The organism is Brevundimonas sp. Root1423 (assembly GCF_001426805.1).
In genome coordinates this window covers 1-26,458 of the sequence record NZ_LMFL01000009.1, presented here as the reverse complement: position 1 = coordinate 26,458, position 26,458 = coordinate 1, and the positions used below count along the sequence as shown (strand labels likewise).

25 protein-coding genes and 3 pseudogenes are annotated in these 26,458 nt (G+C 71.0%); 12 read left to right on the top strand and 16 right to left on the bottom strand.

Annotated elements, in window-relative coordinates; genetic code table 11:
- Positions 1 to 37 precede the first annotated feature (37 nt).
- The 3 genes and pseudogenes from ASD25_RS06140 to argF all read left to right on the top strand — a co-directional run.
- Positions 38 to 1,231, top strand: coding sequence for an aspartate aminotransferase family protein (locus ASD25_RS06140; RefSeq protein ID WP_255356144.1), 1,194 nt, complete (start codon positions 38 to 40; stop codon positions 1,229 to 1,231).
- Positions 1,232 to 1,233: 2 nt separating this feature from the next.
- Positions 1,234 to 1,507: pseudogene (locus ASD25_RS31690) on the top strand (ornithine carbamoyltransferase); the annotation flags it as partial.
- A 1-nt stretch (position 1,508) separates the two neighbouring features.
- Positions 1,509 to 2,243 (top strand): ornithine carbamoyltransferase (gene argF, locus ASD25_RS06135; RefSeq protein WP_235562634.1); only part of this gene is annotated, 735 nt, incomplete at its 5' end.
- A 3-nt stretch (positions 2,244 to 2,246) separates the two neighbouring features.
- Here argF and ASD25_RS06130 read toward each other — a convergent pair.
- On the bottom strand, positions 2,247 to 2,753 hold the full coding sequence (locus tag ASD25_RS06130) for a pyridoxamine 5'-phosphate oxidase family protein (protein ID WP_055829882.1): 507 nt from the start codon (positions 2,751 to 2,753) through the stop codon (positions 2,247 to 2,249).
- A 61-nt stretch (positions 2,754 to 2,814) separates the two neighbouring features.
- The gene (locus ASD25_RS06125; RefSeq protein WP_055829880.1) at positions 2,815 to 3,021 is read right to left on the bottom strand and encodes a hypothetical protein; all 207 of its coding nucleotides are present in this window, start codon (positions 3,019 to 3,021) and stop codon (positions 2,815 to 2,817) included.
- 217 nt (positions 3,022 to 3,238) lie between these two features.
- On the opposite strand from ASD25_RS06125, the gene ASD25_RS06120 reads away from it, so the two are divergent.
- From ASD25_RS06120 to ASD25_RS06110, 3 genes are all read left to right on the top strand, one after another.
- Positions 3,239 to 6,001, top strand: coding sequence for an SEL1-like repeat protein (locus tag ASD25_RS06120; RefSeq protein WP_055829878.1), 2,763 nt, complete (start codon positions 3,239 to 3,241; stop codon positions 5,999 to 6,001).
- Between the two features lie 124 nt (positions 6,002 to 6,125).
- Positions 6,126 to 7,049, top strand: coding sequence for a sulfite exporter TauE/SafE family protein (locus ASD25_RS06115; protein WP_055829876.1), 924 nt, complete (start codon positions 6,126 to 6,128; stop codon positions 7,047 to 7,049).
- Positions 7,046 to 7,855: a TIGR02186 family protein gene (locus ASD25_RS06110; RefSeq protein ID WP_055829874.1), complete on the top strand. Its 810-nt coding sequence runs from the start codon at positions 7,046 to 7,048 to the stop codon at positions 7,853 to 7,855. The genes ASD25_RS06115 and ASD25_RS06110 overlap by 4 nt, the downstream gene beginning before the upstream one ends.
- On the opposite strand, the gene hisC is transcribed toward ASD25_RS06110, so the two are convergent.
- Genes hisC through ASD25_RS06090 form a run of 4 tightly spaced genes read right to left on the bottom strand, consistent with a single transcriptional unit; the run spans position 7,856 to position 13,531 of the window.
- Entirely contained in the window at positions 7,856 to 8,947 is a 1,092-nt protein-coding gene (gene hisC, locus ASD25_RS06105) for a histidinol-phosphate transaminase (protein ID WP_055829872.1), read from the bottom strand.
- An 8-nt stretch (positions 8,948 to 8,955) separates the two neighbouring features.
- Complete coding sequence (locus ASD25_RS06100; protein ID WP_055829870.1) at positions 8,956 to 9,639, bottom strand: hypothetical protein; 684 nt, start codon at positions 9,637 to 9,639, stop codon at positions 8,956 to 8,958.
- Positions 9,639 to 10,688 carry a DUF2125 domain-containing protein gene (locus ASD25_RS06095; protein WP_055829869.1) on the bottom strand — a complete coding sequence of 350 codons (1,050 nt, stop codon included), beginning with the start codon at positions 10,686 to 10,688 and terminating at the stop codon, positions 9,639 to 9,641. Before ASD25_RS06095 ends, ASD25_RS06100 begins: the two co-directional genes overlap by 1 nt.
- Positions 10,689 to 10,699: 11 nt before the next feature.
- Positions 10,700 to 13,531, bottom strand: a complete 2,832-nt coding sequence (locus ASD25_RS06090; protein ID WP_200943559.1) for an ATP-dependent DNA helicase — start codon at positions 13,529 to 13,531, stop codon at positions 10,700 to 10,702.
- Between the two features lie 91 nt (positions 13,532 to 13,622).
- Here ASD25_RS06090 and ASD25_RS06085 point away from each other — a divergent pair.
- From ASD25_RS06085 to pdeM, 3 genes and pseudogenes are all read left to right on the top strand, one after another.
- Positions 13,623 to 15,970 (top strand): annotated as a pseudogene (locus ASD25_RS06085) (DEAD/DEAH box helicase); the annotation flags it as partial.
- Position 15,971: 1 nt separating this feature from the next.
- Positions 15,972 to 16,382: pseudogene (locus ASD25_RS31685) on the top strand (DNA ligase-associated DEXH box helicase); the annotation flags it as partial.
- Positions 16,379 to 17,110: a ligase-associated DNA damage response endonuclease PdeM gene (gene pdeM, locus ASD25_RS06080; RefSeq protein ID WP_055829862.1), complete on the top strand. Its 732-nt coding sequence runs from the start codon at positions 16,379 to 16,381 to the stop codon at positions 17,108 to 17,110. The pseudogene ASD25_RS31685 and the gene pdeM, both read left to right, overlap by 4 nt.
- Here the strand turns inward: pdeM and ASD25_RS06075 are convergent.
- From ASD25_RS06075 to ASD25_RS06060, 4 genes are read right to left on the bottom strand one after another with little or no spacing between them, the layout of a single operon-like run.
- The gene (locus ASD25_RS06075; RefSeq protein ID WP_055829860.1) at positions 17,049 to 17,819 is read right to left on the bottom strand and encodes a 1-acyl-sn-glycerol-3-phosphate acyltransferase; all 771 of its coding nucleotides are present in this window, start codon (positions 17,817 to 17,819) and stop codon (positions 17,049 to 17,051) included. The two genes, pdeM and ASD25_RS06075, sit on opposite strands and share 62 nt — an antisense overlap.
- A gap of 1 nt (position 17,820) precedes the next feature.
- Positions 17,821 to 18,438 carry a YdcF family protein gene (locus tag ASD25_RS06070; RefSeq protein ID WP_055829858.1) on the bottom strand — a complete coding sequence of 206 codons (618 nt, stop codon included), beginning with the start codon at positions 18,436 to 18,438 and terminating at the stop codon, positions 17,821 to 17,823.
- Positions 18,439 to 18,447: 9 nt separating this feature from the next.
- Positions 18,448 to 19,329, bottom strand: a complete 882-nt coding sequence (locus ASD25_RS06065; protein ID WP_055829856.1) for an ABC transporter permease — start codon at positions 19,327 to 19,329, stop codon at positions 18,448 to 18,450.
- On the bottom strand, positions 19,326 to 20,036 hold the full coding sequence (locus ASD25_RS06060; protein ID WP_055829855.1) for a cell division ATP-binding protein FtsE: 711 nt from the start codon (positions 20,034 to 20,036) through the stop codon (positions 19,326 to 19,328). The genes ASD25_RS06065 and ASD25_RS06060 overlap by 4 nt, the downstream gene beginning before the upstream one ends.
- Positions 20,037 to 20,104: 68 nt before the next feature.
- Here ASD25_RS06060 and ASD25_RS06055 point away from each other — a divergent pair, with 68 nt between their 5' ends.
- The gene (locus ASD25_RS06055) at positions 20,105 to 21,040 is read left to right on the top strand and encodes an MJ0042-type zinc finger domain-containing protein (RefSeq protein WP_055829853.1); all 936 of its coding nucleotides are present in this window, start codon (positions 20,105 to 20,107) and stop codon (positions 21,038 to 21,040) included.
- Positions 21,033 to 21,563, top strand: a complete 531-nt coding sequence (locus tag ASD25_RS06050) for a phosphoribosyltransferase (RefSeq protein ID WP_055829851.1) — start codon at positions 21,033 to 21,035, stop codon at positions 21,561 to 21,563. The genes ASD25_RS06055 and ASD25_RS06050 overlap by 8 nt, the downstream gene beginning before the upstream one ends.
- Here ASD25_RS06050 and lysA read toward each other — a convergent pair.
- Genes lysA through argH form a run of 3 tightly spaced genes read right to left on the bottom strand, consistent with a single transcriptional unit; the run spans position 21,560 to position 24,451 of the window.
- A complete protein-coding gene (lysA, locus tag ASD25_RS06045; RefSeq protein ID WP_055829849.1) occupies positions 21,560 to 22,834 on the bottom strand; it encodes a diaminopimelate decarboxylase in 1,275 nt (424 codons plus the stop codon). The genes ASD25_RS06050 and lysA overlap by 4 nt on opposite strands.
- Before the next feature lie 3 nt (positions 22,835 to 22,837).
- Positions 22,838 to 23,074, bottom strand: coding sequence for a hypothetical protein (locus ASD25_RS06040; protein WP_055829847.1), 237 nt, complete (start codon positions 23,072 to 23,074; stop codon positions 22,838 to 22,840).
- A gap of 9 nt (positions 23,075 to 23,083) precedes the next feature.
- A complete protein-coding gene (gene argH, locus ASD25_RS06035; protein ID WP_055829846.1) occupies positions 23,084 to 24,451 on the bottom strand; it encodes an argininosuccinate lyase in 1,368 nt (455 codons plus the stop codon).
- Positions 24,452 to 24,509: 58 nt separating this feature from the next.
- On the opposite strand from argH, the gene ASD25_RS06030 reads away from it, so the two are divergent.
- On the top strand, positions 24,510 to 25,142 hold the full coding sequence (locus ASD25_RS06030) for a TlpA disulfide reductase family protein (RefSeq protein WP_055829844.1): 633 nt from the start codon (positions 24,510 to 24,512) through the stop codon (positions 25,140 to 25,142).
- A 23-nt stretch (positions 25,143 to 25,165) separates the two neighbouring features.
- On the opposite strand, the gene ASD25_RS30200 is transcribed toward ASD25_RS06030, so the two are convergent.
- The 3 genes from ASD25_RS30200 to ASD25_RS31195 all read right to left on the bottom strand — a co-directional run.
- The gene (locus tag ASD25_RS30200) at positions 25,166 to 25,465 is read right to left on the bottom strand and encodes a hypothetical protein (protein WP_055829842.1); all 300 of its coding nucleotides are present in this window, start codon (positions 25,463 to 25,465) and stop codon (positions 25,166 to 25,168) included.
- A 74-nt stretch (positions 25,466 to 25,539) separates the two neighbouring features.
- Complete coding sequence (msrA, locus tag ASD25_RS06020; RefSeq protein WP_055829839.1) at positions 25,540 to 26,181, bottom strand: peptide-methionine (S)-S-oxide reductase MsrA; 642 nt, start codon at positions 26,179 to 26,181, stop codon at positions 25,540 to 25,542.
- Between the two features lie 179 nt (positions 26,182 to 26,360).
- A partial coding sequence (locus ASD25_RS31195) for a hypothetical protein (protein WP_369816553.1) occupies positions 26,361 to 26,458 on the bottom strand: 98 nt, incomplete at its 5' end.

Sequence of the window (26,458 nt, the reverse complement as noted above, 5' to 3'; positions counted from 1 at the left end):
CGGCGCCGGGGCCGTCTCGCTTTTGGAGGCCTGCCCCGTGTCCACTGACCATCTGATGGGTGTCTACAACCGTGCGCCGCTGGAGGTGGATCGCGGTCAGGGCGCGCGTCTGTGGGGCAAGGACGGGACCGAATATCTCGACTGCGTCATGGGCATTTCGACCAACGCCCTCGGCCACGCCAACCCGATCCTCGTGCAGGCGGTCAGGGACCAGGCCGAAAAGCTCTGGCACGTCTCCAACATCTTCAAGATTCCGGGCCAGGAGGCCCTCGCCGACGCCCTGTGCGAGAAGTCGTTCGCCGACGTCGTCTTCTTCACCAACTCGGGGACCGAGGCGGTCGAATGCGCGCTGAAGACGGCGCGGAAATATCACTCGGCCAACGGCCAGCCAGAGCGGATCGACATCTACGGCTTCGACGGCTCGTTCCACGGCCGCACCTACGGCGCCATCAACGCCGCGGCCAACCCCAGCTACACCAACGGCTTCGGCCCGCCGATGGAGGGCTTCCACCAGCTGATCTGGGGCGACAGGGAGGCGCTGGAGGCGGCGTTCCGCAGCCCGACGACGGCCGCCGTCATTCTCGAGCCGGTGCAGGGCGAGGGCGGCTGCCGCGCCACGCCCGACGAGGACCTGCGCTGGATGCGCCAGATGGCCGATGAGAACGGCGTCCTGATCATCTTCGACGAGGTCCAGTGCGGCATGGGCCGGACGGGCCGGCTGTGGGCCCACGAATGGGCCGGCATGACGCCCGACATCATGGCCATCGCCAAGGCTCTCGGCGGCGGCTTCCCCATCGGCGCCTGCCTCGCCACGGCCCAGGCCGCCAGCGGCATGACGGTCGGCGCGCACGGCTCGACCTTCGGCGGCAACCCGCTGGCCATGGCCGTCGGCCGGGCCGCGTTCGGGGAGATTTCCAGGCCGGAGACCCTGGCCCACGTCAACGAGATCTCGGGCTATCTGAAACAGCAGCTGCACGGTCTGGCGCAACGCTATCCCGACGTCATCGTCGACGTGCGCGGCAAGGGCCTGCTGCTGGGCGTGAAGCTGGTCCCCAACAACCGCGACTTCATGGGCTGGGCCCGCGACGAGAACCACCTTCTGGTGGCCGGCGGCGGCGACAACTGCTGCCGCATCCTGCCGCCGCTGAACCTGACGCTGGAAGAGGCCCGCGAGGCGATCGAACGCTTCGAGCGGACCTGCGAATTCGCCCGCACCAAGATGGCGGCCTGATCATGGTCCGGCATTTCCTCGACATCCACAGACTCGAAGCCGACGAGCTTCGCGCCATCCTCGACGACGCCCACGCCCGCAAGGCAGCGCGCCAGGGCTGGCCGAAAGGCAGGGTCGACGCCGACGCTCCGGCCAGGGACCGTGTCCTGGCCATGGTGTTCGAGAAGAACTCGACCCGCACCCGCTTCAGCTTCGACGCCGCCATCCGCCAGCTGGGCGGGGCCTCGATCATCGCCAACGCCGGCGACATGCAGCTGGGCCGCGGCGAGCCGGTCGNCGCTTCAGCTTCGACGCCGCCATCCGCCAGCTGGGCGGGGCCTCGATCATCGCCAACGCCGGCGACATGCAGCTGGGCCGCGGCGAGCCGGTCGAGGACACCGCCCGSGTYCTGTCGCGSATGGTYGACGCSGTSATGATCCGMGCCAAYAGCCAYGAGGACGTCGAACGCTTCGCCCGCGTCGCCACCGTGCCTGTCATCAACGGCCTGACCGACCGCTCGCACCCGTGCCAGATCCTCGCCGAYCTGATGACSATCGAGGAGCATCGCGGCCCGATCGCCGGCAAGACGATCGCCTGGGTCGGCGACGGCAACAACGTCTGCCACAGCTTCATGCACGCCGCGCCGAAACTGGGCTTCCGTTTCAACGTCGCCTGCCCGGCCGACTACCACCCCGACCTCCACGATCTGGCGCGCGGCGGCGACCATGTCGCCCTGACCAGCGACCCGCGCGAGGCCGTGGCCGGCGCCGATGTGGTCGTCACCGACACTTGGGTGTCGATGGGCGACGGCGACTACGAGGCGCGTCTGGAAGCCTTCGAGGGCTATGGCGTCGACGACCGGCTGATGGCCGCGGCGTCGAGCGACGCCGTCTTCCTCCACTGCCTCCCCGCCCACCGGGGCGAGGAGGTGACCGACGCCGTCATCGACGGACCGAAATCCCTGGTCTGGGACGAGGCCGAAAACCGCATCCACGCCCAGAAGGCCGTGCTGGCGTGGTGCTTCGCAGGCTAGGCGTCAGTTCAGGTTGACGTCCACGACCCCGCCCGAGTCCGGCAGCGTCTTCGTCACATTGGCCTTGGCGACCTCGTAGAAGAATTTGAAGAAGCCGCCCTCATTGACCCAGATGCGGCCGTCGTCGGCGTCGAAGCGAAGCAGGGTCAGGTGCGGGTCGTCCTTGCCCCCGGGATACCAGGCGGCGAGGATCGGGTTCCAGTAGCGCTCGATCTTCTCGCGGTCGTGGGCGACCGACAGCTGGCCGTGGATGCAGGCCCAGACGTTCTGGTCCTTCGAGCCGTAGTGGAACATGGCGCTCTGGCCTCCGCCGACCGAAACGTCCCTCGCCAGATCGGTGTCGTCGCGGGTGAAGAACCAGATGGTCCCGGTTTCCTCCTCGCGGAAGGCGGTCATCGGCTGGGCGTGATAGCCGGGCTGGTCCAGCCCGAGCATGCCGGTGTTGGACTTCTTGAGGTGGTCCCAGAATTCCTTCTCGGCCTCGGCGGCGGTGAGGGTCTTGTCGCCCATGGCGGGTCTCCTTGATCGTCGGGTCGATCAGGAATGGCCGGGCAGGGGTGCGGGTTCCCCCTCAGTACGGCCTTTGCGGCACGCCCAGCAGGGTTCCGATATGGATCACCAGGATGAAGACGCCGGCGCCGGCCAGCAGCATGATCAGTCGCCACGGCGTCATGCGCACCCCGCGCCTCGGATCCCAGGGTCGTGAGCCGCGCCAGCCGGCGAAGACCGCCAGGGCGATGGCGGCGGCCGTCAGGGCCAGGGTCAGGGTCATGTCCATCGGCGCGAGGTGGCGCGGACAGGGCGTTTGCGCAAGCCCGGAGACCTTTCCAACAGGTTAATCTTCACCCGCCGTTAACCTCCTCGGCGCGAGAATCCCTCCGGTGTCGGGGCTTTCCACAGGAAGTTGGAGTCCCACCATATCTTGGGGTTAACCACGCGTTTACACGCATCATCTTGGCGTCTAGCGTTCGGCAAGTAGGTCGGGAGGCGAATCAGTGAGCGCAGCCGCGCCGTGGAGCGTGAAGGGCATCGAGCCCAAGGCGCGCGAGATCGCCAAGGACCTCGCCCGGCGGTCCGGCATGACGCTGGGCGAATGGCTGAACACCATCATCATGGAGGACGGGGACGACGACGAGGGCGTCGTTCCGCTGGCCCGCCGCCCGCACGCCGCTGAAAGCTATGAACGCCGCGGCCGCAGCCGCCGGATGGACGACGCCTACGGCGGCCATGACGACCAGCTGGGCCGTCTGGGCGCCTCGATCGACGCCATCGCCGCGCGTCTGGAAGCCGCCGAGCGGCGCTCGACCATCGCCATCCAGGGCGTCGACCAGGCCGTGTCCGGGCTGGTGCGCCGGCTGGACGGTCAGGATCAGGACGGCAAGACGCACGCCCGCCGCATCGACGACATCGCCGAGGAACTGCGCGAGGGCCATCGTCGCCTGCGTCGCTTCGAGCAGGAGGTCGGCCCGCAGACCGCCGAAACCTTCGGCAAGGTCGAGACGACCATGGGGGCCCTGGCCGGGCGTCTGTATGACATCGAGGAGCGGCAGCGCTCGGGCGTCAACGAACTCCGCCAGCGCATGGACGCGGTCGAAAAGGCCGCGGGGCCGGGCGTCGGCGCCGACCTGCTGGCCCAGGTCGGTCAGCGGCTGGATCAGGCCCAGACCCGCACCACCGAGGCCCTGCGCGGCCTGGAGCGCTCGTTCGCCGGACTGGACCAGCGCCTGCGGGCGACCGAAGGCCGGATCGAACCCGAGAGCGCCCGCGAGGCGGCGCGCTTCGAAAAACTGGCCGAGACCCTGAGCCGCCAGGTCGAGGGCAATCGCGCCGAGATGATGCGGCGGCTCGACACCGCCGAGACCGAAGGCCGGATGGACCGCATCGAGCGCGCCGTCCTCGCCATCGGCGAACAGGTCAAGTCGTCCGAGGAGCGTTCGGCCAAGGCGGTCGAGGACATGGGCCGCGAGGTCCTGCGCATCGCCCAGAACCTGAACGGTCGGGTCCAGACCATCGAGAGCGCGGCTCCGATGCAGCTGGATGTGATCAGCCGCAAGGTCGAGAGCGACATGGGCCGTCTGGCCCAGGGGCTGGAGCAGCGGCTGACCGTCGCCGACGACCGGCACGCCCTGGCCCTGGAAAAACTGGGCGGCGAGATCACCCGCATTTCCGACCGGCTCAGCGAGCGCATCGCCCAGTCCGAGCGACGCTCCCAGCAGGCGCTGGAAGACATCGGGCGGCGCCTCGCCGACAGCTCCACGAAGATCGAGCAGGGCTACGACCGCGCGTCCGGCGAGCTGGCCGAACGCATGCGGCTGTCGGAAGAGCGCACCGCGGCCCTGATCGCCGAGGCGCGGGGCAATATCGAGCGCCGGGCCGAGCCGGGGCGTCCGGCTGCGGTCGAACCCGAGTGGCGGGCGGCCGCCTTCCCGGACGCGGCCTTCCCGGACGCCGACTTCGCAACTCCAGCCTTCGACGATCCCGTCTTTGCCGAGCAGCAGGCCTGGTCCGCCGACCTGGCCCCGCCCGAGCCCCAATCCGGCCCCACGGCGCCCGGCGAGGATGGGCTGAGCGCCGACGCCCTCTTCGACGCCGTCCTGCGCGGTCCCCGGACCGACGGAGCCCCGGCGGTATCGACTCCGTTCGGCAGCCGTCCCTCCGAAACCGCGGCCGCCGAGGTCTCCGCCGAGGCGCCGCTGGCGCAGACTGCGGAGCCCGCGCCGCAACCGGCCCCCTTCGCCTTTGGCCAGGGCTTCGGCGGCGCCGACGTTTCGGACGCGCTGCAGGCCACGGCCCCGGCGGAATTCGACGCCGGCCCCGACGACTTCGCCGGCGAAACCGAATTCGTCGACCCCCGCGCCCTGCGCGCCGCGGCGGCCCAGGGACGCGCCTCCTCGACGCGCCAGGCGATAGACGCGGCCCGCGCGGCCATGGCTTCGCCGGAAGCCGCCGAGGCTCCCGCCCGGTCCGGCTTCGGCCTGAAGAAGGGCGGCAAGTCGAAGCTGCAGGAGCGTCTGGACAAACAGGCTGCGCGTGGCGGCGGCACCGTGCGCAAGGCCCTGGGCGCCTCGGCCATCGCGGTCCTGCTCACCGGAGGCGGCGCCTATGCGACCGGCCAGCTGACGGGGTCGGGCCTGAACATTCCCGGCCTGACGGCTCCGCCCGAGGCCCAGCCCGTCGCCGCCCTTGCCATGTTGCCGACCGCTCCGACCCCCGCCGATCTGGAGCGCGGATCCGAATTGTATCAGCAGGCGATCGAGCTTCTGGACGCGGGCGTCGACAGCGGCGTCGACACGCTCAAGCGCGCCGCCGCTACGGGCTACACCCCGGCCCAGTTGCATCTCGCCAGCCTTTACCAGGACGGCGCCGAGGGCGTCCCCGTGAACCTGCGCGAGGCCCGGGTCTGGGCCCGCCGCGCGGCGGACGGCGGCGACGCCAAGGGCATGCATGCCTACGGCATGTATCTGTTCGAGGGCGTCGGCGGCGCCCGGGACCAGGGAGAAGCGCTGGCGTGGCTCAGGAGGGCGGCCGAACGCGGTCTGGTCGACAGTCAGTTCAATGTCGCCAAACTGTACGAGACCGGGGATGAAGCGATCGAGCCCGATCCCGCCCAGGCCTACAAATGGTACCTGATCGCGGCGCGCGCCGGCGACGGCGACGCCCAGGCGGCGGCGGAGCGTCTGGACAAGACGATCCCGGCACCGATCCGGACCCAGGTTCGCGCCGAGGTCGAGCAATTCCAGGTCGAACCGCTCGCCTGAGACGGGACCGCCAAGCTTTTCAGGCGCATCGGGTGGCGGGGGCCGCCGGGTGGGTCTAGGACAACCAGACTTCCATCGTCGCCTACCCGGCGCCTGACTTCAGTTCCAGCCGAAGGCGCGTCCTTTGGATATCTATCTGCCAATCGCCGAGGTTTCGGTGAACTGGCCGCTCCTGGTTCTGCTGGGCGCGGTGGTCGGATTCGTGTCCGGACTGTTCGGTATCGGCGGCGGCTTCCTGATGGCGCCGATCCTGATCTTCATGGGCATTCCGCCGGCCGTGGCCGTCGCCAGCCAGGCCAGCCACGTCGTCGCCTCCTCCACCTCCGGCGTCATCAGCTACACCAGTCAGAAGGCCGTCGATTACAAGATCGGTCTGGTCATGGCCGGCGGGGGCGTCCTGGGCGCCCTGCTGGGGGTCGAGCTGTTCCGCTACCTGCGCCTGCTGGGGCAGGCCGATCTGGCGGTGGCCCTGTCCTATCTGCTGTTTCTCGGCGCCATAGGCACCCTGATGCTCTACGAGAGCCTGGGCCAGATTCTTCGCCGGGCGCGCGGCGAGGTAGCGCCGCACAAGGAGCGCCGCCGGCCGCTGTGGCTGTACGGCCTGCCGCTGAAGATGCGCTTCCCGCGTTCGGGCCTCTACATCAGCGCCGTCCCGCCCTTCGGGCTTGGCATGTTCGTCGGCGTGATGTCGGCCATCATGGGGGTGGGCGGCGGCTTCATCCTCGTGCCCGCCATGCTCTATGTGCTGCGGATGAAGGCCGGGGTGGTGGTGGGCACCAGCCTGTTCCAGATCATCATCGTCACCGCCATGACCACCATCCTCCAGGCGGGACGAAACCAGACCGTCGACATCGTCCTGTCGATGTTGCTGCTGCTGGGCGGCGTCGTCGGGGCCCAGTACGGGGCCAGATGGTCGGGCCGGTTCCGGGCCGAGGAACTGCGAGCGGTTCTGGGTCTCATCGTTCTGATGGTCGGCATCCAGATGGGGCTGGAGCTGTTCGTGCGGCCGTCCGACCTGTTCGCCTTCGCTCCGGGGGTGGCCCAATGATCGCCGCCCTGCCGCCGCCGCCTCCCGCCATAGCCGCGCCGGCGCCGGAACGCTCGATCGGAACCATCGACCAGGTGCGCATCGCCGCAGCCCTGACCGACGCCCGGGTGAGGGTGGATTCCGGGTTCCAGGGCGCCTCGATCGTCCTGTATGGCGCGGTCTTCAACCCCGGCGACCAGCCCGCCGACGTGGTGGTGGTGGTGCGCGGACCGGACGGCCCGGTTCGCCTAGTCAAGAAAACGCGCAACATGGGCGTCTGGCTGAACAGCCGGCCCGTGCTGTTCGAGGGCGCGCCCGGCTTCTACATGACCGCCTCGACGCGGCCCCTGTCGGACATCGCCGACTTCGGCCAGCTGCGCCGGCTGGGCGTCGGCGTCGATCACCTGAGGATCAACGCCCCGGAGGAGAGCCGGACCGTCACCCGCTACGGCGTGCGCGACGTGGTCGTCAGCCGACTGGGCGAGGACTATCTCGACTTCCGCCGCGCCGTGATCCGGCTGCGCGAGGCGGCGGCCCTGTACAACACCGATCCCGATGGCGTTGAGTTCGTCGACCGCGGCCTGTTCCGGGCGGAGGTCGAGCTGCCCGCCGTCGCCCCGACGGGCCGCTATTTCGCCGAGGTCTGGCTGTTCCAGGACGGCGAGCCGGTGTCGGTCAGCAACCTGACCCTGACCGTCGAAAAGGTCGGCATCGAGCGCGACGTCTTCGAATTCGCCCACCGCCGTCCATGGACCTACGGCCTCCTGTGCGTCCTGCTGGCGGCGTTCACGGGCTGGGCGGCGAGCCGGGTGTTCCGGCGGCAGTAGTCAGCTCGCCGCGAACTCGCTGAGCGCGTCGATGACCGCCCGGTTCTGGTCTTCCGTGCCGACGGTGATGCGCAGACAGTCGGGCAGACCGTAGCCGCCGACGGGGCGGACGATGATGCCCCTGGAGTTCAGATAGTCGTTTGCGGCCGCGGCGTTGCGGATCTCGTCGGGAAAGCGGACCAGCACGAAATTGCCGGCCGACGGGAAGACGTCGAAGCCGAAGCCCTTGATGGCCTGGGTCAGGCGCGGGCGCCAGGCCTCGACCAGCTGGCGGGATGCTTGCTGGTGCGCCTCGTCGCCCAGGGCGGCGACGGCGGCCTCGATGCCCGGCACCGAGACGTTGAACGGCAGGCGGATGCGGTCGACCGCCTCGGCCACCTTCAGGGGCGCATAGCCGAAACCGATGCGCAGGCCGCCGAGGCCGTGGATCTTGGAGAAGGTGCGGGTGACGACGATGTTCTGGCTGTCGCGGGCGAGGGGGAAGCTGGTCTCCCAGTCCGGCTCGGCGACGAATTCGGCATAGGCCTCGTCGATGACCAGCAGGATGTGCGGCGGCAGGGCCTGGTGCAGGCGGCGGATTTCCTCGGCCGTATTGTAGCTGCCGGTCGGGTTGGACGGGCTGGAGACGTAGACGATGCGGGTCCGGTCATCGACCTCGCCCAGAATGGCTTCGGGCGTCAGGCGGAAGTCGGGCTCGGGCGCCAGCTTGACCGAGGCCTGGTTGGCCAGGGCGCTGATGCGATAGGCGAGGAAGCCGTATTTGCCGCTGACGATATTGTCGCCGGGCGTCAGATAGGTCTGGTTCAGCAGGGCGAAGACCTCGTCCGAGCCGTTGCCGAAGATCAGCCGCTCGGGCTCCAGTCCGTGGTGTTCGGCGACGGCGTCGCGCAGCTTGGTCGCCCGGCCGTCGGGGTACATGTGAATGTTGGCGACCGAGGCCTCATAGGCGGCGCGGGCCTTCTCGCCGGCGCCCAGGGCGTTCTCGTTCGACGACAGCTTCATCGGCGTCGCCACGCCCTCGATGCGCGACTTGCCGCCGACATAGGGGGCGATGTCGAGGATGCCGGGCTTGGGGGTGGGGGCGTCGGTCATGGGTGCTTTCAGAACAGGGGGGCGGCGCCGATGACGCCGCTGAGGCCGCCGGGCGCGGATACGAGCCGTTCGTCCTCGGCCTGCACATAGCCCGCTAGGATGAACAGCTTCAAGCCGCCTGCCGCGATCAGCGGACTGGCGGCCAGGCCGGCGGCGCCCAGGGCCTCGACGATCGTGGCGGCCGGGGCGGCGCTGTCGGTGGTCCAGAAGGTGCGGTCGTCGCCCGTGGGCCCGGGCTGCGCCTGCTGGATCATCAGGGCGCGCGGTACGCCCAGGCGGTCGTCGGGCAGGGCCCCGACCACGCGCAGGCCGGGCTCGGCCAACAGGCGACCCCACCATGCCGAGGACGGCGTCAGGTCCATCAGGGCGCGGGCGCCGTCGCGGACGACGGCCAGGGCCTGATCCGGATCGGCGGCGGTACGGGCGGTCAGTCCGTAGCGGTCGGCGGCCAGGGTCTGGCTGGCCGATCCCCAGACCACCAGAGGCGCGCCGACGCTTGCGTCGATCCGGCCCAGCACCGCGCGCAGGACGGCGGCTCCGGCAGGGGGCTCGCCCGCCAGCGTCTGCCGCAGGGCGATGGCCTCGGCGTCGGGCGTGGGGCGCGCCCCGGCGGCCAGACGGGCGCGGACGGCGTTCGCCACGGCCCGGTCGAGGGCCAGCCGATCGGCGTCCTCGGCCGGCTCGATCAGCATCAGAACAGCTTCGGCGCGGGGGCGAGGGCGAAGGGCCCCAGCCATGTGCGGCCGTCGCGGAAGCGGATGACGAGGTCGACGCCCCGGTCGCCGGAGACTGCGGTGGCCGCGGCGGCCCCCGCCGCGCCGAGGCGGTTGACGGCGCCGGACTGCGAACGGGCCAGGCCGGCGATGGCGGCGCCGGGCCGTTCCGCCGTCAGGGAGACCTCGCCCTCCAGCCGTCCTTCGGCGTCGGCCGAAAGGCCGGCGCTTTCGACGTGAGCGCGGCTGTCGCCCGCTTCCAGTTCGCCCTTGATGGCCGTGAAGCGCCCGCCCGAGGCGGTCCAGGCCGCGAACACGCCGGCGCTATCCATGCCGCTGAGGCGGCTGGCGTTGAGGATGGTGCCCTCGATCCGGGCGGTCAGCCGGCCCTGCCGCGTCGCGCCCTCGACCGGGCCGCCGGGACGGCCGCGGGCGTCGACCAGCTCGAAGGCCACATCCATCTCATCCGTGGCGGCGCGGCCTTCCGTCAGGTGCGGGCGGACATTGAGCAGGATGCGTTCAGCTGCGGCGATGGGGAAGGGTTCCGCATTCTCATGGGCGGTGAAGGTCGGGCGGATCAGCTCGACCCGCAGGTCGGGGAATCGCTCGCGCAGATGGCTGACGCTCAGGCGCAGACCGTCGCCGGCGATGCCGACCTTGCCCTTGTCGGCGCGGGTCAGCGTCAGGCCGTCCGGGGCGATCACCACCCAGCGGTCGGGATTGTAGGCGTTGGCCTCCGCGACCAGTTCCGGCGCCGCGATCCCGTGACCCGAGGGGGCGACGATGTCAGCGTGGGGAATCGAAATCCGCGCCCGGAAGGGCCAGCCGGTGGTGGTTCGGGAGGCGTAGTCGATGCGCCAGCCGTCCCGCCGCATGGCGGACACCTGGGCGTCCAGCCGGGTCTCGATCTGGTGGGTCAGATAGAACCACCAGCCGGTCCAGGCCGCCAGCAGCGCGCCCGCGATCAGGAAGGGGATCAGCAGGCCCCGGCGGGAGTGACGGGTGGGCGTGGGGTGAATCTGGGTCATCAAGGCTCCGTCTAGTCTGCCTTGAGGAACGCGCCAACCTGTTCCACCGCCTCGGCCAGACCCATGCGTTGAACCTCGGTCCCCGGCGGCAGGCTGGCGAACAGGCGGGTGGGAGCCGCGGCGTCGAGCATGACGAAGACGCCCTTGTCGTCGGCGCGGCGGATCAGCCGGCCGAAGGCCTGGGCCATTTTGGCGCGGGCCAGGGCGTCGTCGAAATTGCGGCCCCCCGCGCCCTCGCCGCCGAAGCGCAGCCGGCGCGCCTTGTGCAGCAGGTCGGGTCGCGGCCAGGGCACGCGGTCGAAGGCGAGGATCCGCAGCGACCGGCCCGGCACGTCGACGCCGTCGCGCACGGCGTCCGTGCCCAGCAGGCAGGAATCCTGTTCTGCACGGAAGACGTCGACCAGCGCCCCGACCTCCAGCGGATCGACGTGCTGGGCGTAGAGCGGGATGCCCGCCTTGGCCAGGTCGGGACCCAGTCGCTCATAGACCGCCTTCAGCCGGCGGATGGCGGTGAACAGGCCGAGGCCGCCGCCGCCCGCCGCGAGAAAGAGCTCGCGCATGGCCGCCGCTGTCTGGCGCGTGTCGTCCTTGATCAGGTCGTTGACGACGATGACCCGGGCGTTGGCGGCATAGTCGAACGGGCTCTCGACCTTCAGCGTCCGGGCCGGCTCGATCAGCCGGGCAGAGCCGGTGCGCAGGCGGGCCATGTCGAAGGGATCGTCGGAGTTCGGGTCGGACAGCGTCGCCGAGGTCACCAGCACGCCATGGGCCGGCATGATGACGGCGGCCTCCAGCGGCACGGTCGGGTCGATCCAGTGGCGCCGCAGGGCCACGTCCATGATGCGGCCGAAGGCGGCCTCGGCCGACAGCCAGTCGAGGAAGTCGGGGTCGGGTTCGTCGGACGAGACCTCCAGCGCGGCCAGCATCGAGCGCCAGCCGGGCAGGGTCATGCGGGCGCGGCGGTCGAGGCCGCGCAGGGCTCCTTCGATGCGGGCGCGGGAGGCGCCGTCCAGATCGGACGCCTCGTCGTCGAGAATGTCCTCCAGATGGCGCGACAGGGCCAGCAGCGGCGCCTCGACGGCGGCCAACGCCTGGGCGGCTTCGCGCGCGGCTTCCAGCACCGGTTCGGTGACCGGGCGCAGCGAGCATTCCATGCCGAATTCGACGCCGCTGCCGGATGCGTTCTCGCTGGTCCGCGCCCGGAGCTGTTCCAGCGCGGCCAGCAGGAAGCGTTCGATCGGTCCGACCGGATTGACCTCCCCCGAGGCCGGGGCGATGCGGCCCGACACGCCCTCGCCGGGCAGCTGGGCCGCGGCGCGCACGGCGTCCTGCAGCGCCTTGGTCGCCGCCTCGTTGTCGGCGCACAGGTCGCCCAGCCGCTGCTCCAGACCGCGCCCGCGCCGGCCGCGCCCCTCGGGCCCGCGCAGCCAGCGGCGCAGCTCGGCGGCCTCCTGCCCTGACAGGCAGGCCGAAAAGGCGCTGTCGGCGGCGTCGAACAGGTGATGGCCCTCGTCGAAGACGATGCGCTTCAGGGCGGCCGTCTCGCCGTCCTGCTTCAGGCCGCGCGCCGAACGGGCCCCGTCGAAGGCTGCCTGGGTCATGACGAGGGCGTGGTTGGCGACGACGAGGTCGGCCCGGCGGCTGGCGCGGATGGTCTTCTCGACGAAACAGGTGCGGTAATGGGGACAGGCGGCGTGGACACACTCGCCGCGCCGGTCGACCAGGTTGGCGGCGCTGGCCTGATGGCCGGGCCCCGTCGCGAACAGGCCGGGCAACCAGCCGGGATAGTCGCCGCCGGTCATGTCGCCGTCGCGGCTGTGCATGGCCCAGCGGCTGGCCAGGGCCATGCCGATCAGGTCGCCGTTGCCCAGCTGCGCCGCCTGAACCATCTCCTGCAGGTTCAGCAGGCAGAGGTAGTTCTCGCGTCCCTTGCGGACGACGGTCTTCTTCTTGCGCTCGACGGGATCGGGCCACAGGGCGGCGCTTTCGCGGTCGATCTGGCGCTGCAGGGCGCGGGTGTAGGTCGAGACCCAGGCGGCCCCCTGGTTGCGCTCGGCCCACAGGCTGGCGGGGGCGAGATAGCCGAGGGTCTTGCCCGTGCCCGTGCCGGCCTCGGCCAGCAGGAAGCGGGGACGGCCCTCCTCGTTGCGGGGCGAGAAGGCGAAGGCGGCCTCGGCCGCGTAGTCGGACTGGGTCGGGCGGGTCTCGTCGAGGCCCGAGGCCTGGAGCAGCTTCTCCAGACGGATGCGGGCGGACTCGGAGTCGACCGGGGCCGAGCCCGCCTCGCCGCGCGGCGCCTCATCCTCCCACTCGGGCAGGCGCGACCAGGCGTCGAGACCGCTGCCGCGATGCTGGCGCTCGCGCACCGGATGGTGCTGCAGGGCGCCCGAGACGCGCCATGCCCACGACCAGCTCGCGCGGCCCAGGGTTTCGGCCAGGGTGAAGGCCTCCTCGCGTCCGGGATAGGCGGGGTCGGCCAGTTCCTTCAGCAGGCCGGCGGCGGCGTCCATCAGAGCCTGGGCTTGGGCCTCGGCCCCCTTCGGCTCGCTCATGCCCATGGCGAGGGCCAGACCGCTGGGGGAGGGGGCGCAGAAGCGGGCGGGGCGGACGAAGGCGAACAGCTCCAGCACGTCGAGCAGATCGGCCGAGCGCGGCGGCGGGGCGATGCCCAGGCGGCGCGCGGTCAGGCTGGCGTGGGCGACCATGACCGGGGCGGTGGTGAAGGCGCCCTCGGCCGCGCCGCGCCCGATCCGGCGTGGGCCGTCGGCGTCGCAGATCGCCCCCGTGCCCGGCGGAATGGCCAGCGCCGGCGGCAGGACCAGCCAGGGCTCGGCGCCGGTCAGGGCCGCGGAGGATGTGAGGGAGTCGATGGACACGTCCGATAGATAGCCGTTCGTGAGGTGAAACGGAACGGGAACATGCTATAGGCGCGATGTGACGCCGCCGCCCGCTCCTGCAACGCTTTCGCCCCCAGAACTGGCGCCCCTCTTCGCCGACTGGTTCGCGTCGCGCGGCTGGTCGCCGCGACGGCACCAGCTGGAGATGATCGCCGCCGCCGCCGCCGGGTCGCACGCCCTGCTGGTCGCGCCGACGGGCGGGGGCAAGACGCTGGCGGGCTTCCTGCCGTCGCTGGTGGAACTGGCCGAGCGCGGGCCGCGGCCGGCGTTCGGACCGGGCAGCGGAATCCACACCCTGTATCTGTCGCCGCTGAAGGCCCTGACCACCGACGTCGAGCGCAACCTGATGACGCCGATCCGGGAGATCGGGCTGAACATCCATGTCGAGAGCCGGACCGGCGACACCAAACAGTCGAAGAAGGCGCGGCAGCGGGAGTTTCCGCCCGACATCCTGCTGACTACGCCCGAGCAACTGGCCCTGTTCTGCGCCTGGGACGGGGCGCGGGCCTATTTCGCCGACCTGAAATGCGTCGTGCTGGACGAGGTGCACGCGATCTGGAGCGGCAAACGGGGGGACCTGCTGGCGCTGGGACTGGGGCGGCTGCAACAGTTCGCACCGGGGATGCGGCGGGTGGCGCTGTCAGCGACGGTGGATGATCCGGAGATGATCGCGGACTGGCTGAGGCCGGGTGCGGCGGTGTCTCCTTCTCCCCCCGGGGGAGACGGTGACCCGGAGGGCCGCATGAGGGGGCTGTCAGCCCTGGACTCATCGCTGGACAGTCTGCCGCCTGAACCAGCCCCCTCATCCGAGCTGCTTCGCAGCCCACCTTCTCCCCCGAGGGGAGAAGGGGTCGTGATCGTCCGCGGCGACCCCGGCGCGCCTCCGGTCGTGGATGTGCTGGTCAGCGAGGGCAAGGTCCCGTGGGCGGGGCACACGGGCCAACACGCCATCCCCGAGGTCTATGAGGCCATCAAGCGCTCGGGCATGAGCCTGATCTTCGTCAACACCCGCTGGCAGGCGGAGTTCGTGTTCCAGTCGTTGTGGGCCATCAATGACGACGACCTGCCCATCGGACTGCACCACGGCTCGCTGGCGGCGGAGCAGAGGCGCAAGGTCGAGGCGGCGATGGCGCGGGGCGATCTGCGGGCCGTGGTCTGCACCTCCACCCTCGACCTCGGCATCGACTGGGGCGACGTCGATCTGGTCATCCAGCTGGCGGCGCCCAAGGGAGCCTCGCGGCTGGTGCAGCGGATCGGCCGGGCCAACCACCGGCTGGACGAGCCGTCGCGCGCCCTGATGGTCCCGGCCAGCCGGTTCGAGATGCTGGAGTGCCAGGCCGCGCGCGAGGCGGTGGCCGAGAACGCGTTCGACTGGGAGCCGGTGCATACGGGCACGCTGGATACGCTGGCCCAGCACGTCATGGGCTGCGCCTGTTCCGAGCCCTTCGCCATGACCGATCTCTATGACGAGGTGACGGCGTGCGGTCCCTATCGCGGCCTGACCTGGGAACAGTTCGAGGAGGTGGTCGATCTGGTCGCCACCGGCGGCTACGCCCTGCGCACCTATGAACGGTTCGCGCGGATCGTGCGGACGCGGGACGGCCGGTGGAAGGTGCGCAATGCGGTGACGGCGCAGCGCCACCGGATGAACGTCGGGGCCATCGTGGCGGCCGCGACGCTGAACGTGCGCATCGCCTCGCGGCGCGGCGGGGCGGCCAAACAGCTGATCGGCGGGCGCAAGGTGGGCGAGGCCGAGGAGAGCTATTTCGAGCAGATGACGCCCGGCGACACCTTCGTCTTCGCCGGCCAGGTCTGGGCCTTCCAGGGCATCAACGGCATGGACGCCCTGGTCACGCACGCCCATGACAAGGATCCGAAAATCCCGTCGTGGGGCGGCTCCAAATTCCCCATGTCGACATCCCTGGCCGACCGGGTGCGGGCCATGATCCAGGACCGCGACCACTGGCGCGTCCTGCCGCCCGACGTACAGGAATGGCTGGAGCTTCAGGAGGATCGGTCGCTCATTCCGGATGCGCAGACCATGCTGGTCGAGACGTTTCCGCGTGGCAGCCGGCACTTTCTCGTCGCCTATCCCTTCGAGGGCGGGCTGGCGCACGGGACGCTGTGCATGCTGCTGACCCGGCGGCTGGACCGGCTCGGGATCGGGCCGCTGGGCTTCGTCTGCACCGACTATTCGCTGGCCATCTGGTCGATCAAGCCGATGGACGGGCTGGACCTCGACGCCCTGTTCGAACCGGACATGCTGGGCGACGATCTGGARAGCTGGCTGGAGGAGAGCTTTATGATGAAGCGCACCTTCCGCAATTGCGCCCTGATCTCGGGCTTGATCGAGCGRCGCCAGCCGGGGAMCGAGAAGACSGGGCGNTTCCGCAATTGCGCCCTGATCTCGGGCTTGATCGAGCGRCGCCAGCCGGGGAMCGAGAAGACSGGGCGGCAGGTGACCTTCTCGACGGACCTGATCTACGACGTGCTGCGCCGCCACCAACCSGAYCAYCTGCTGCTCAAGACCGCCCGCGCCGATGCGGCGGCGGGGCTGCTGGAYGTSGCGCGGCTGGGGCAGATGCTGGCGMGGATCCAGGGCCAGATCCGGCAYGTGAAGCTGGACCGGCCCTCGCCGTTCTGCGTGCCGGTGCTGGTGCAGATCGGGCGCGAGCGGGTGGGCGGCGGGCAGGCGGCGGAGATGATCCTGGACGCCTCGGCCTATGGCTTCGACGAGGCCGATCTGATCGCGGAAGTCATGGCCGATGCGCCGCCCGATCTGGCGGGCGCGCAATGAACGCGGCGCTCAGACAGGCCCTGTCGCCGGCGCGACATCCGTGCGGCGGCCTGCGGGTCCATATCGAGGGCGAGCCCTGCGTGCTGCGCTGTTCGGGGGCGCTGTGGGTGCTCAACCATCGCGCCCTGATCGCGGCGGACCTGCATCTTGAGAAGGGTTCGGCCTTCGCCGCGCGCGGCCAGATGCTGCCGCCCTATGACAGCCGCGCGACGCTGGACCGGCTGGAGGCCGAGATCGAGGCGCTGCAGCCGGCGGCGGTGGTGCTGCTGGGCGACAGCTTCCACGACGCGAAGTCGGTAGGCCGCATGGCGGCGGACGACAGGGCGCGGCTGGACCGGCTGGCGGCGGGCCGCGACTGGATCTGGCTGGAGGGCAATCACGACATCGCCGCCCTGGCCGGGTCGATGGACGATCTGGTGGGCGAGGTGGTCGAGACGATGGAGCTCGGCTCCCTGCGCCTGATCCACGAACCGCAGGCGGGCGTGCGGCCGGGCGAGATCGCCGGCCACCTGCACCCGGCGGCGCGGGTCGCGGCCTATGGGCGCGGCGTGCGGCGGCCGTGTTTCGTGACGGACGGACGGCGGGCGGTGCTGCCGGCGTTCGGAGCCTTCACGGGCGGGCTGGATGTGCGTGACCCGGCCATCGCGGGGCTGTTCGCCGAGCCGCCTATGGCTGCGGCTCTGGGACGCGAGCGGGTGCATGCACTGGCATGGGAATCCCTGCGATAGGGTCCCGCGCCAGCAGCGCGTTCGACGCCCCCTCGAGCCGTTCTTCCAGCAGCGCCATGAACTCACCGCGCTTCAACCCCGCCGGGATGGCGGGCAGGAACTCGTAGACGATCGTCCCCGGGTACCGCCGGAAGCCGTGCGCCGGCCAGTGGACGCCCGAGTTGGTGGCCATCGGGGTGCAGTCGGCCTCGAGGTCGCGGTACAGGGCGGCGATGCCGGGTTTGTAGTCGGGCGCGGCGCCGACGGGCGCGCGGGTGCCCTCCGGAAAGATCAGGATCTGGCGGCCCTCGGCGTGGCGCGCGCGGGCCTGGCGGACCATGTCCTTCAGCGCCTTCGAATGGGCCGAGCGGTCGACGGCGATCATCTTCGTCTTGGTCGCGAACCAGCCGAAGAAGGGCAGGGGAGCCAGTTCCTGCTTCATGATGAAACAATTGTCGGGCAGGACCGCGAAGGGGGCGATCACGTCCAGCATCGACTGATGCTTGCCGGCGATCAGGGCCGCGCCGGTCGGGCGGTGCTCCAGTCCGCGGAACTCGACCTTGACCCCGGCGATCCAGCGCAGGCCGAACAGGCAGAATTTCGCCCAGTGGCGGATCACCCACATCGACTGGCGGTAGGGCATCAGCAGGGCGGGCGACAGGCCGACGGCGAACAGGGCCATCGACAGATAGAGCCAGGCGACGAACAGCAGCGATCGGATGGTGACCACCTCAGGCGGCCTTTTCGGCGGGCGCGGCCTCGGTCGAGGGGCGGCCGCCGCCGACCGTGGCCCGGCCCAGGGCGGCGAGGTATTTCATGTATTCCAGCGTCATGCGCCGGGCGGTGACCGCGGCCTTCCACCAGCGCGAATTGTCCAGCGACGGGGTTTCGACGGCATAGGGGGTCAGGCGGACCCCGGGAGCGGCGGCGCGGATCTCGGTCAGGGCGCGGGGCATGTGATAGTCGGACGTGACCACGATCAGGCTGTCATAGTCCTTGGCCTCGGCCCACGCGGCGATTTCCTGGGCGTTGCCCAAGGTGTCCTCGGCCTCGAAACCCAGGTCGACGCAGCAGTTGAACAGCTTGTTCGAGCCGGGTGTCAGGGCGCGCAGCTCCTGGCGGCGAACCTCGCGGTTGACGCCCGAAATCAGGACGCGTTCGCCCTTGTCCTGTTCCAGCAGGCGGATGGCGGCGTTGACCCGCTCGGCCGACGGGCCGGTCAGGGCGACGATGGCGTCGGCGCGCTCGGGCTCGGGCGCGGGCGTGAAATCACGCACCCGATCGGCGAAGGCGAACAGGCCGATCACCCAGATCAGCGCCAGAATCGCGATGAAAGTCAGAAACTTCATGCGCTTAACCTAGTGCCGCCCCTTCAATCGCGCCAGCGCCGTGAAGCGCGCCGCCGCAAGCGCCACCGTAGCGGCCAGCAGGGGGCATGGCGAGAGGATCAGAACGTCGCTCCACATCAGCGGCAGGGCGGGCGTGACGCCCTCGGCCCCGCCGAGAAAACGCAGGCCGGCCACCAGGACCATGGCGGCCGCCGCGCCGATCCCGCCCGCGACCGCCGCCACCAGGCCGTACCGCACCTGATAGAGGCCGGCGATGGCGCTGTCCGAGGCGCCGTTGAGGCTGAGGGTCTCGATCACTCCGGTCTGGGCGGCCATGCCCGCGCGGGTCGCATAGGCCACCGCGGCGCCCGCCGCGCCGGCGGTCAGCAGGAAGGCCGCCAGGGCGAGGACGGTGATCAGGGCGGCCGACCGCTCCACCTCGCCGCGCCACAGGCTGTGGTCGTCGACGGTGGCGTCGAGCCCGGCCGAGGCCAGGGCGCGGCTGAGGCTGACGGCGCTGGCCGGGCCGGTCCGGTCCAGCCGCACGGTGACCAGATGGGGGATCGGCAGGTCGGGCAGGACAGCGTCGCCCAGCCAGGGCCGCAGCAGGGCCTCTGCGGTCTTGCGGTCCATGGCCTCGGCCTCGGCCACGCCGGCGACGCCCGCCAGGGTCTCGGCGGCGCGGGCGGCGGCCTCGGCGCCGGTCTCACCGACGCGCGGACGAACCTGGACCGTGGCTTCCGAGCGCAGCTGGCGGGCCCAGCCGTGAGCAGCCCGGTCGGCGGCGACCGCGCCCACGGCCGAAAGACAGGCGAGAAAGCACAGGGCGGCGATCAGCGACGCCAGCCAGCGCTCGCCGCCCGCATCGCGCGGCAGCAGGGACGCGCGGCGGGAGAACAGGCGGCGGATCACGCCTCGCCCCCGCTCAGGCGGCCGCCCTCGAGGCGCAGGACCGTGGCGCCGGAGCGTTCGGCCAGCGCCTCGTCATGACTGGCGATGAGGACGGTGGCCCCCAGCCGGTTCAGCGACTGGAACAGCTTCAGCAGCCGTTCGCCCATCTTCGCGTCGACGCTGCCGGTCGGTTCGTCGGCCAGGATCAGGTCCGGCCCGGCGACCACGGCGCGGGCGATGGCGAGCCGCTGCTTCTCGCCGCCCGACAGCGCCGGCGGCAGATCGTTCATCCGGTCGCCCAGGCCGACCCAGTCCAGCATCTCCTCGACGTCGGCGGCGTAGTCGATCTGGCGCCCCCCGGCGAGCCGCAGCGGCAGGGCCACGTTGTCGAACGCCGACAGGTGGTCCAGCAGGCGGAAATCCTGGAACACCACGCCGATGCGGCGGCGGAAGCCGGGCAGGTCGCGGCGGGTGGCGCGGGTGGCGTCCTCGCCGAACAGATGCAGCGTCCCGGCGTCGGGGCGCCGCTGCAACGTCAGCAACTTCAGCAGGGTCGACTTTCCGGCGCCGGACGGCCCGGTAAGGAAGTGGAAAGAGCCCGCGGGCAAGATGAGGTTAACGTCCCGCAGCGCGCGGTGCGTCGCCGCATAGCCGAACCCCACGCCAGACAGGCGGACGGTTTCGGTCGAGGCGGCGGATCGTGTGGCGCGGCGGGGCTGGACGGACATCGATTTTGGGTCAGGACGCGGTTTCGAACCGCGACGGGAGGGGGCGAAGAGCCTCGCAGTCAGCCGACATGATACTGACCTGCCCGTCCTGCGCCACCAGCTATTTCACCCCCGATGAGGCGATCGGGCCCGGCGGCCGCACCGTGCGCTGCAAGGACTGCAAACATACCTGGCGGGCCACGCTGGACGAGCCGCTTGAGCTCTCCGTCTCTTCGAACCCGGCCGAGGCCGCCAGCTTCACCCCCCGCGACGAGCCCGAACCCGAATCGCTGGCCGAGACGCCGGCCCCCGAACTCCCCCGCGCCTTCCGCGCCCGCGCCGAGCAGCAGCGACGCCTGCGCCGCGCCGCGACTCATGGCGTCGTCTGGGCCGGGATCGCCTCGGGCTTCGCCGCCCTTCTCGCCAGCGCCTGGCTGTTCCGCGTCGAGGTGGTCGAGATGGCCCCGCGGGCGGCCCAGGCCTATGCCGCCGTGGGCCTGACGGTGAACCCCACCGGTCTGGATTTCGAGGCCATCACCGCCCGGCCCCTGCCGAGCGATCCGGGCAAGGTGCTGGTCTCGGGCGCCCTTCGGAACGTGCGCGATGACGAGCGCACCGCCCCTCCGGTGCGGGTCGCCCTGCTGGACGCCCAGGGCGCCGAGATCGGCCATGCCGTGGTGCGTATCGACGCCGCTCCGGTGCTGCCGGGCAGGGTCCAGGGTTTCGCCGCCGTGATCGCCGACCCGGGCGCGCGGGGTCAGGGCATCGGCGTCGACTTCGTTCTGGATGCGCCCTCCGCCCGTCCCGAGCCGCAACCCGCCCGGCCCGTGCGTGCGGATCGCGGCCGCGCGCCGCCGCCCGCCGTCCGCGAACCGACCGCGGCCCCGCTGCACGAGGCGGCCGCCGGGGGTCTGCGCCCGGCTCTGTCAACGGGATCGCAGGCGCCGATGGACATGCAGCCGATCGACGCCGTCCCGGTGGTGGACACGCATGGGGTCGAGGCGGTATCCGCCTCGAATGGCTGAAACCCCCAAGCCCACCGTCCTTCTCCCCGAAGTCGAGGTTCAGCGCATCGTCGCCGGACTGGCGGCGCAGATCGCCCCGGTCATCGATGATGAAACCGTCGCCGCCGTCCTGCTGACGGGCGGCCTGTGGTTCGCCGCCGACCTGACCCGCGCCCTGTCGCGTCTGGGCCGCAACGTCCGCTTCGACGCCCTGTGGCTGGCCTCGTACGGCGACGAACAGTCCAGCCGGGGCCGGATCGACGTCTATGCGCCGTTCCAGCGCCCGATCACGGGCCGCCGCGTGCTGATCATCGACGACGTGTTCGACACCGGCCTGTCGCTGGCCGAGGCCGTGCGGATCGCCACCGAGGCAGGTGCGTCGGAAGTCCTCACCGTGGTCTTCGCCAAAAAGCCCTGGCCCCTGCCGCGCGCGCCCGAGCCGGACTTCGTCGGCTGGGACGCTCCGAACCGGTTTCTGGTGGGCTACGGGCTGGACCACGCCGGCGCCCTGCGCGGCCTGCCGGACGTCTGCGCGCTGGACTAGAGCCAGCCCGCCCGGGGTTCCCGCTCGAACATCCCGTCATAGCCCGGCCGCTCGCGCACAATGGCCCAACGGCTTGCGTCGACCAGCACTTCCGGAACCAGAGGCCGTGAGTTGTACTCGCTGGCCAGCACCGCCCCATAGGCGCCGGCGCCCATGAAGGCGACCAGATCGCCGGCCTGAAGCGGCGGCGACTGGCGGTCGCGGGCGAAGACGTCGGTGGACTCGCAGATCGGCCCGACGAGGTCATAGGCGACCGGTTCGCCCTCCCGCGGCCGGACCGGGACCAGATCGTGGAAGGCGTCGTACAGGGCCGGGCGCATCAGGTCGTTCATGCCCGCGTCCAGCACGGCGAAGCGGCGGCCGTCGCCACGCTCGTTGATCTGGATGACGCGGCTCAGCAGGACGCCCGCATTGGCGGCCAGCAGCCTGCCGGGCTCGAACGCCGCCTCGACGTCCAGCCCTTCCAGCACCCCGGCGGCCATGGCGACATAGTCGGCGATCGACGGCAGGTCGGACTGGCCGTGATAGGGCACCCCGAGGCCGCCCCCAAGGTCCAGCCGCGACACCGTCATCCCCTGCGCGCGCAGGTCCAGCGTCATCCGACGCAAGGCGCGGAACGCGGCCTCCAGCGGCGCCAGCGTCGTGATCTGGCTGCCGATGTGACAGGCCAGACCGACCGGAGTCACATGGGGCGAGGCCGTCGCGCGGGCGTAGAGGGCGGGCGCGTCGGCGAAGGGCACGCCGAACTTGTCCGCCGCGCCCCCGGTGGTGATCTTCGCATGGCCGCCGGCCCCCACATCCGGATTGACGCGGATAGCGATCTCCGGAGACGCGCTCCTGGCGGCCGCCACGGCGATCAGCCGGTCCAGTTCGACCGCGCTCTCGATGTTGATCTGGCGCACCCCGTTGTCGATGGCGAAGGCCAGTTCCGCATCCGTCTTCCCGACGCCCGAGAAAACGATCCGCTCTCCCGGTATGCCCGCCTTGAGCGCCCTGCGGATCTCGCCCTCCGACACGGTGTCCGCGCCGCAGCCCAGCCGGGCCAGGGTCGCCAGCACCGACAGGTTGGAGTTGGCCTTGACCGCGAAGGCGATCAGGGCGTCTCCCAGAGCGCCGCAGTGCGCATCCGCCGCCTCGCGCAGCAGGCCATAGTGCCGCGTCAGGGTCGCGGTCGAATAGACATAGACGGGCGTGCCGACCGCCTCGGCCAAAGCCTCCAGTGGCACGCCTTCGGCATGAAGCGCGCCCTCGATCCGGTCGAAATGGTGCAAGGCCTAGGAGTTCGGCTGGGCGCCCGGGCCGTTGTAGGGGCTGGTCGGGCCCCCGTCGATCGGCTGGGTGCTGGGCGTACGATAGACGGTGGCGGGCTCGGGCAGGCCTGGCGCGCGGCCGTCGCGCTGGCTGCGCTCGGTCTTCCTGGCGGGCGGGGCCTCGAGATCGGCCATGCGGCCGCAGCCGGTGGCGGAGAGGGCGAACAGGGCGAGAACGCCCAGGCTGACGATCGATTTCATCCCAATCCCCTACGCGAGACGCGTCTTCCATTCGGCGATGCGCGCGCGGACCTGTTCCGGCGCCGTGCCCCCGAAACTCTGGCGGCTGGCGCAGGAGGCCTCAGGGGTGAGCACCTTGTAAACCGCTTCCGTCACGCCCGCTTCAAGCGATTGCAGTTCGGCCAGGGGCAGTTGCGACAAATCCACGCCGAGGGCTTCCGCCCGCTTCACCGCCGCGCCGGTGACATGGTGCGCCTTGCGGAACGGCAGGTTGAGCTCGCGCACCAGCCAGTCGGCCAGATCGGTGGCGGTCGAGAAGCCTGAACCGGCCGCCGCCCGCATCCGCTCCGTGTCCGGTCGCAGGGCCGAGACCATGGCCGTCATGGCGCCCAGGGCGAGGGTCAGGGCGTCGAAGGCCTCGAACACCGGAGGTTTGTCCTCCTGCATGTCCTTGGAATAGGCCAGCGGCAGGCCCTTCATCACCGTCGACAGGGCGACCAGCGAGCCGATGATCCGGCCGGTCTTGGCCCGCACCAGCTCGGCGGCGTCGGGGTTCCTCTTCTGCGGCATGATCGAGGAGCCGGTGGTGAGATCGTCGGGAAGGGTCGCAAAGCCGAACTGGGGCGTCATCCAGACGACGATCTCTTCCGCCAGCCGCGACAGATGGCCGGCGGCGATCGAGGCGGCGGCCAGGCTCTCGAGGGCGAAGTCGCGGTCGGACACGGCGTCCAGGGAATTGCCCATGGGCCGGTCGAAACCCAGCTCCGACGCCGTCATGTGCCGGTCGATGGGGAAGGGCGATCCGGCCAGGGCCGCGGCCCCCAGCGGATTCTCGTTCATCCGTTTGCGGGCGTCGGCGAACCGGCCCGCATCACGGCCGAACATCTCGACATAGGCCATCAGATGGTGGCCGAACGTCACCGGCTGGGCCGGCTGCAGATGGGTGAAGCCGGGCATCAGATCGCCGGCGTGCTGTTCGGCGCGGGCCAGCAGGACGGCTTGCAGCCCCTTCAGCTGTTCGATGGCCCGGTCGCAGGCGTCGCGGACCCACAGGCGAAAGTCGGTCGCCACCTGGTCGTTGCGGCTTCGGGCCGTGTGCAGCCGGCCCGACGGCTCGCCGATCAGCTCGGCCAGCCGCGCCTCGACGTTCATGTGGATGTCCTCGAACTGGTCGCGGAACGGGAAGGAGCCGTCCCGGATCTCGCCCTCGATGGCGTCCAGGCCGCCGAGGATGGCGTCGGCGTCGGCGCGGGCGACGATGCCGCGCGCCGCCAGCATGCGGCAGTGGGCGCGCGACCCGGCGAGATCCTGGGCCCACAGGCGTCGGTCGACGCCGATGGAGACGTTGATCGCCTGCATGATGTCGGCCGGCCGCGCCGAGAAGCGGCCGCCCCACATGTCTTGACCTCCCGCCTTCGGATCGGCTTTGGTCGGGGCGGGCGGCGTTGGATCGGACATGAAGGTCTCGAAAGCGGTTTTGGGCGCGGTGGCGGGCGTGCTGCTGATCGGCGTGATCGGCGGCGCCGCGCTGCTATACGCCAAACCGGACGGGATCGACAAAGCGCCTCCGCCCGCGGCGGCGAAAAGCGAACTGGCCCGGTTCGCTCGCGGCTCGATCGCCGCCCTGGAAACGCCTGCGGCGCTGGAGCCGGCCCCCGGCTACGTCTTCAGGACCCGCGACGGCGCCGACGCCCGGCTGTCGGACTTCCGCGGCAAGGTGGTGGTGGTGAACGTCTGGGCCATGTGGTGTCTGCCCTGCCGCACCGAGATGCCGACCCTGGCCCGTCTGGCCGAGGCCTATGCGGACCAGGATCTGGTCGTCCTGCCCGTCAATGTCGACAATGACGTCGACAGGATCGCCGATGCGAAGAGCTTCATCGACGTCCACGAGCCCCTGCCGCTGTACAGCGACCCGAAATTCCAGCTGCCGTTCGAACTGCCCGGCAAGGGCAAGATGCCCCAGACGGTCCTGCTGGACCGGCAGGGGCGGATACGCGCCCATTTCTCGGGCGAGGCGGACTGGGCGAGCCCGGAAGCGCGCGCCCTGATCGACGCCTTGCTGGCGGAGGGCCGGCCCGCCGCCGCATGATGCCGGCGCGCGACGCCGCGCCGTCAGTTGCCCCGGGTGTCGGTGGCGGTCTCGGCCTTCTGGTCGTCGGCCTTTTCCGCCAGGGTGTCGGTCGCCTCGTCGATCTCCTGCGCCGCCTCGCTGGCGCCGGCCGCGATGGCCGAGCCGACCTGGGCCGCCTCCTCCTTCAGGGCGGAACCGGCTTCCTCGGCGGCCTCGCCTGTCTCGGCCGCCGCTTCGTTGGCGTCGGCCTGGGCCCTGTCCTGTTCGGTCTGATTGCAGGCGGCGCCCCCCAGCGACAGGGCGGCGACGGCGGCGGCGAGGGTGACGGTCTGGATGCGCACGGAAAATCCCCTTCAGCGGTGAACCTTGGCGGTAAACGCGGGGAGCCGGAGGGGGTTGCGCCTTCGCCGTCCGTCTAGGCGGCGTCGCCCCAGACCGCCCGCAGGCGCGCCGCGCGCCCGCAGAACCGGCTGTAGCCCGCATAGCGGACCGGGTTCAGCCGGGCGAAATCCTGATGCGAGGCCTCGGCCGGCCAGAAGCGCGCCGCGTCCCGGACCGGAGTCACGAACCGTGCGGCGCCGATCCGCGCCGCCGCCAGGCGGCGGGACGCCTCGGCGGTCGGTTTCTGGGCGGCTGTGGCGAAGACGGCGGTGGCGTAGGACGGTCCCTGATCGCAGAACTGGCCGTCGGGATCCGTGGGATCGATGGTCACCCAGAAGCGGTCGACCAATTGCCGATAGGTGACGCGCGCCGGATCAAAGGTGACCTGCACCGCCTCGAGATGTCCGGTTCCGCCGCGCACCACCTGCTCATAGGTGGGGGCCGCGACGCGGCCGCCGGCGAAACCCGATACGGCCGAGACGACGCCGGGCATGTGCTCGAAATTCGCCTCGGTCGACCAGAAACAGCCGCCGGCGAAGACAGCGACCTCGCGCCGGCCGCTGTCACGGGCCTGGGCGGCGGAGGGTGATCCGGCCGGTGCGCTCTCGGCGCTGTCCCCCGGCGAACAGGCGGCGATGGCGAACAGGATCAGGCTGGCGATGGCGCGGCGCGACATAGGGGGGCGTCTCCGGCGGACGCGTCGGGCATCCGCCGAATATACGATCCCTCGCGACCCAGGGTTTCAAGGCCCCGCAAAGCAAAAACCGCCGGCCCCTTTCGGGACCGGCGGTCTTGTTGTTGGGCCTACCGGCCTTCGGCCTGGTTGAGGCCGAAGGCTGACATCGCCTTCCGTGTTTAGCGGAAGTTGATGCCGATGGTGGCGCGACGGTTGAGAGGCTCGCGCACGCCGTCGGCGGTCGGGCGGGCCAGGGCGGTTTCACCCTTGCCGTCCA

What these genes read in the sequence shown, in the direction of transcription:
- ASD25_RS06130 (WP_055829882.1), bottom strand. Translation starts at nt 2,753, where the DNA reads ATGGGCGACAAGACCCTCACCGCCGCCGAGGCCGAGAAGGAATTCTGG.
- ASD25_RS06125 (WP_055829880.1), bottom strand. Translation starts at nt 3,021, where the DNA reads ATGGACATGACCCTGACCCTGGCCCTGACGGCCGCCGCCATCGCCCTG.
- ASD25_RS06110 (WP_055829874.1), top strand. Translation starts at nt 7,046, where the DNA reads ATGATCGCCGCCCTGCCGCCGCCGCCTCCCGCCATAGCCGCGCCGGCG.
- hisC (WP_055829872.1), bottom strand. Translation starts at nt 8,947, where the DNA reads ATGACCGACGCCCCCACCCCCAAGCCCGGCATCCTCGACATCGCCCCC.
- ASD25_RS06100 (WP_055829870.1), bottom strand. Translation starts at nt 9,639, where the DNA reads ATGCTGATCGAGCCGGCCGAGGACGCCGATCGGCTGGCCCTCGACCGG.
- ASD25_RS06095 (WP_055829869.1), bottom strand. Translation starts at nt 10,688, where the DNA reads ATGACCCAGATTCACCCCACGCCCACCCGTCACTCCCGCCGGGGCCTG.
- pdeM (WP_055829862.1), top strand. Translation starts at nt 16,379, where the DNA reads ATGAACGCGGCGCTCAGACAGGCCCTGTCGCCGGCGCGACATCCGTGC.
- ASD25_RS06070 (WP_055829858.1), bottom strand. Translation starts at nt 18,438, where the DNA reads ATGAAGTTTCTGACTTTCATCGCGATTCTGGCGCTGATCTGGGTGATC.
- ASD25_RS06060 (WP_055829855.1), bottom strand. Translation starts at nt 20,036, where the DNA reads ATGTCCGTCCAGCCCCGCCGCGCCACACGATCCGCCGCCTCGACCGAA.
- ASD25_RS06055 (WP_055829853.1), top strand. Translation starts at nt 20,105, where the DNA reads ATGATACTGACCTGCCCGTCCTGCGCCACCAGCTATTTCACCCCCGAT.
- ASD25_RS06050 (WP_055829851.1), top strand. Translation starts at nt 21,033, where the DNA reads ATGGCTGAAACCCCCAAGCCCACCGTCCTTCTCCCCGAAGTCGAGGTT.
- ASD25_RS06040 (WP_055829847.1), bottom strand. Translation starts at nt 23,074, where the DNA reads ATGAAATCGATCGTCAGCCTGGGCGTTCTCGCCCTGTTCGCCCTCTCC.
- argH (WP_055829846.1), bottom strand. Translation starts at nt 24,451, where the DNA reads ATGTGGGGCGGCCGCTTCTCGGCGCGGCCGGCCGACATCATGCAGGCG.
- ASD25_RS06030 (WP_055829844.1), top strand. Translation starts at nt 24,510, where the DNA reads ATGAAGGTCTCGAAAGCGGTTTTGGGCGCGGTGGCGGGCGTGCTGCTG.
- msrA (WP_055829839.1), bottom strand. Translation starts at nt 26,181, where the DNA reads ATGTCGCGCCGCGCCATCGCCAGCCTGATCCTGTTCGCCATCGCCGCC.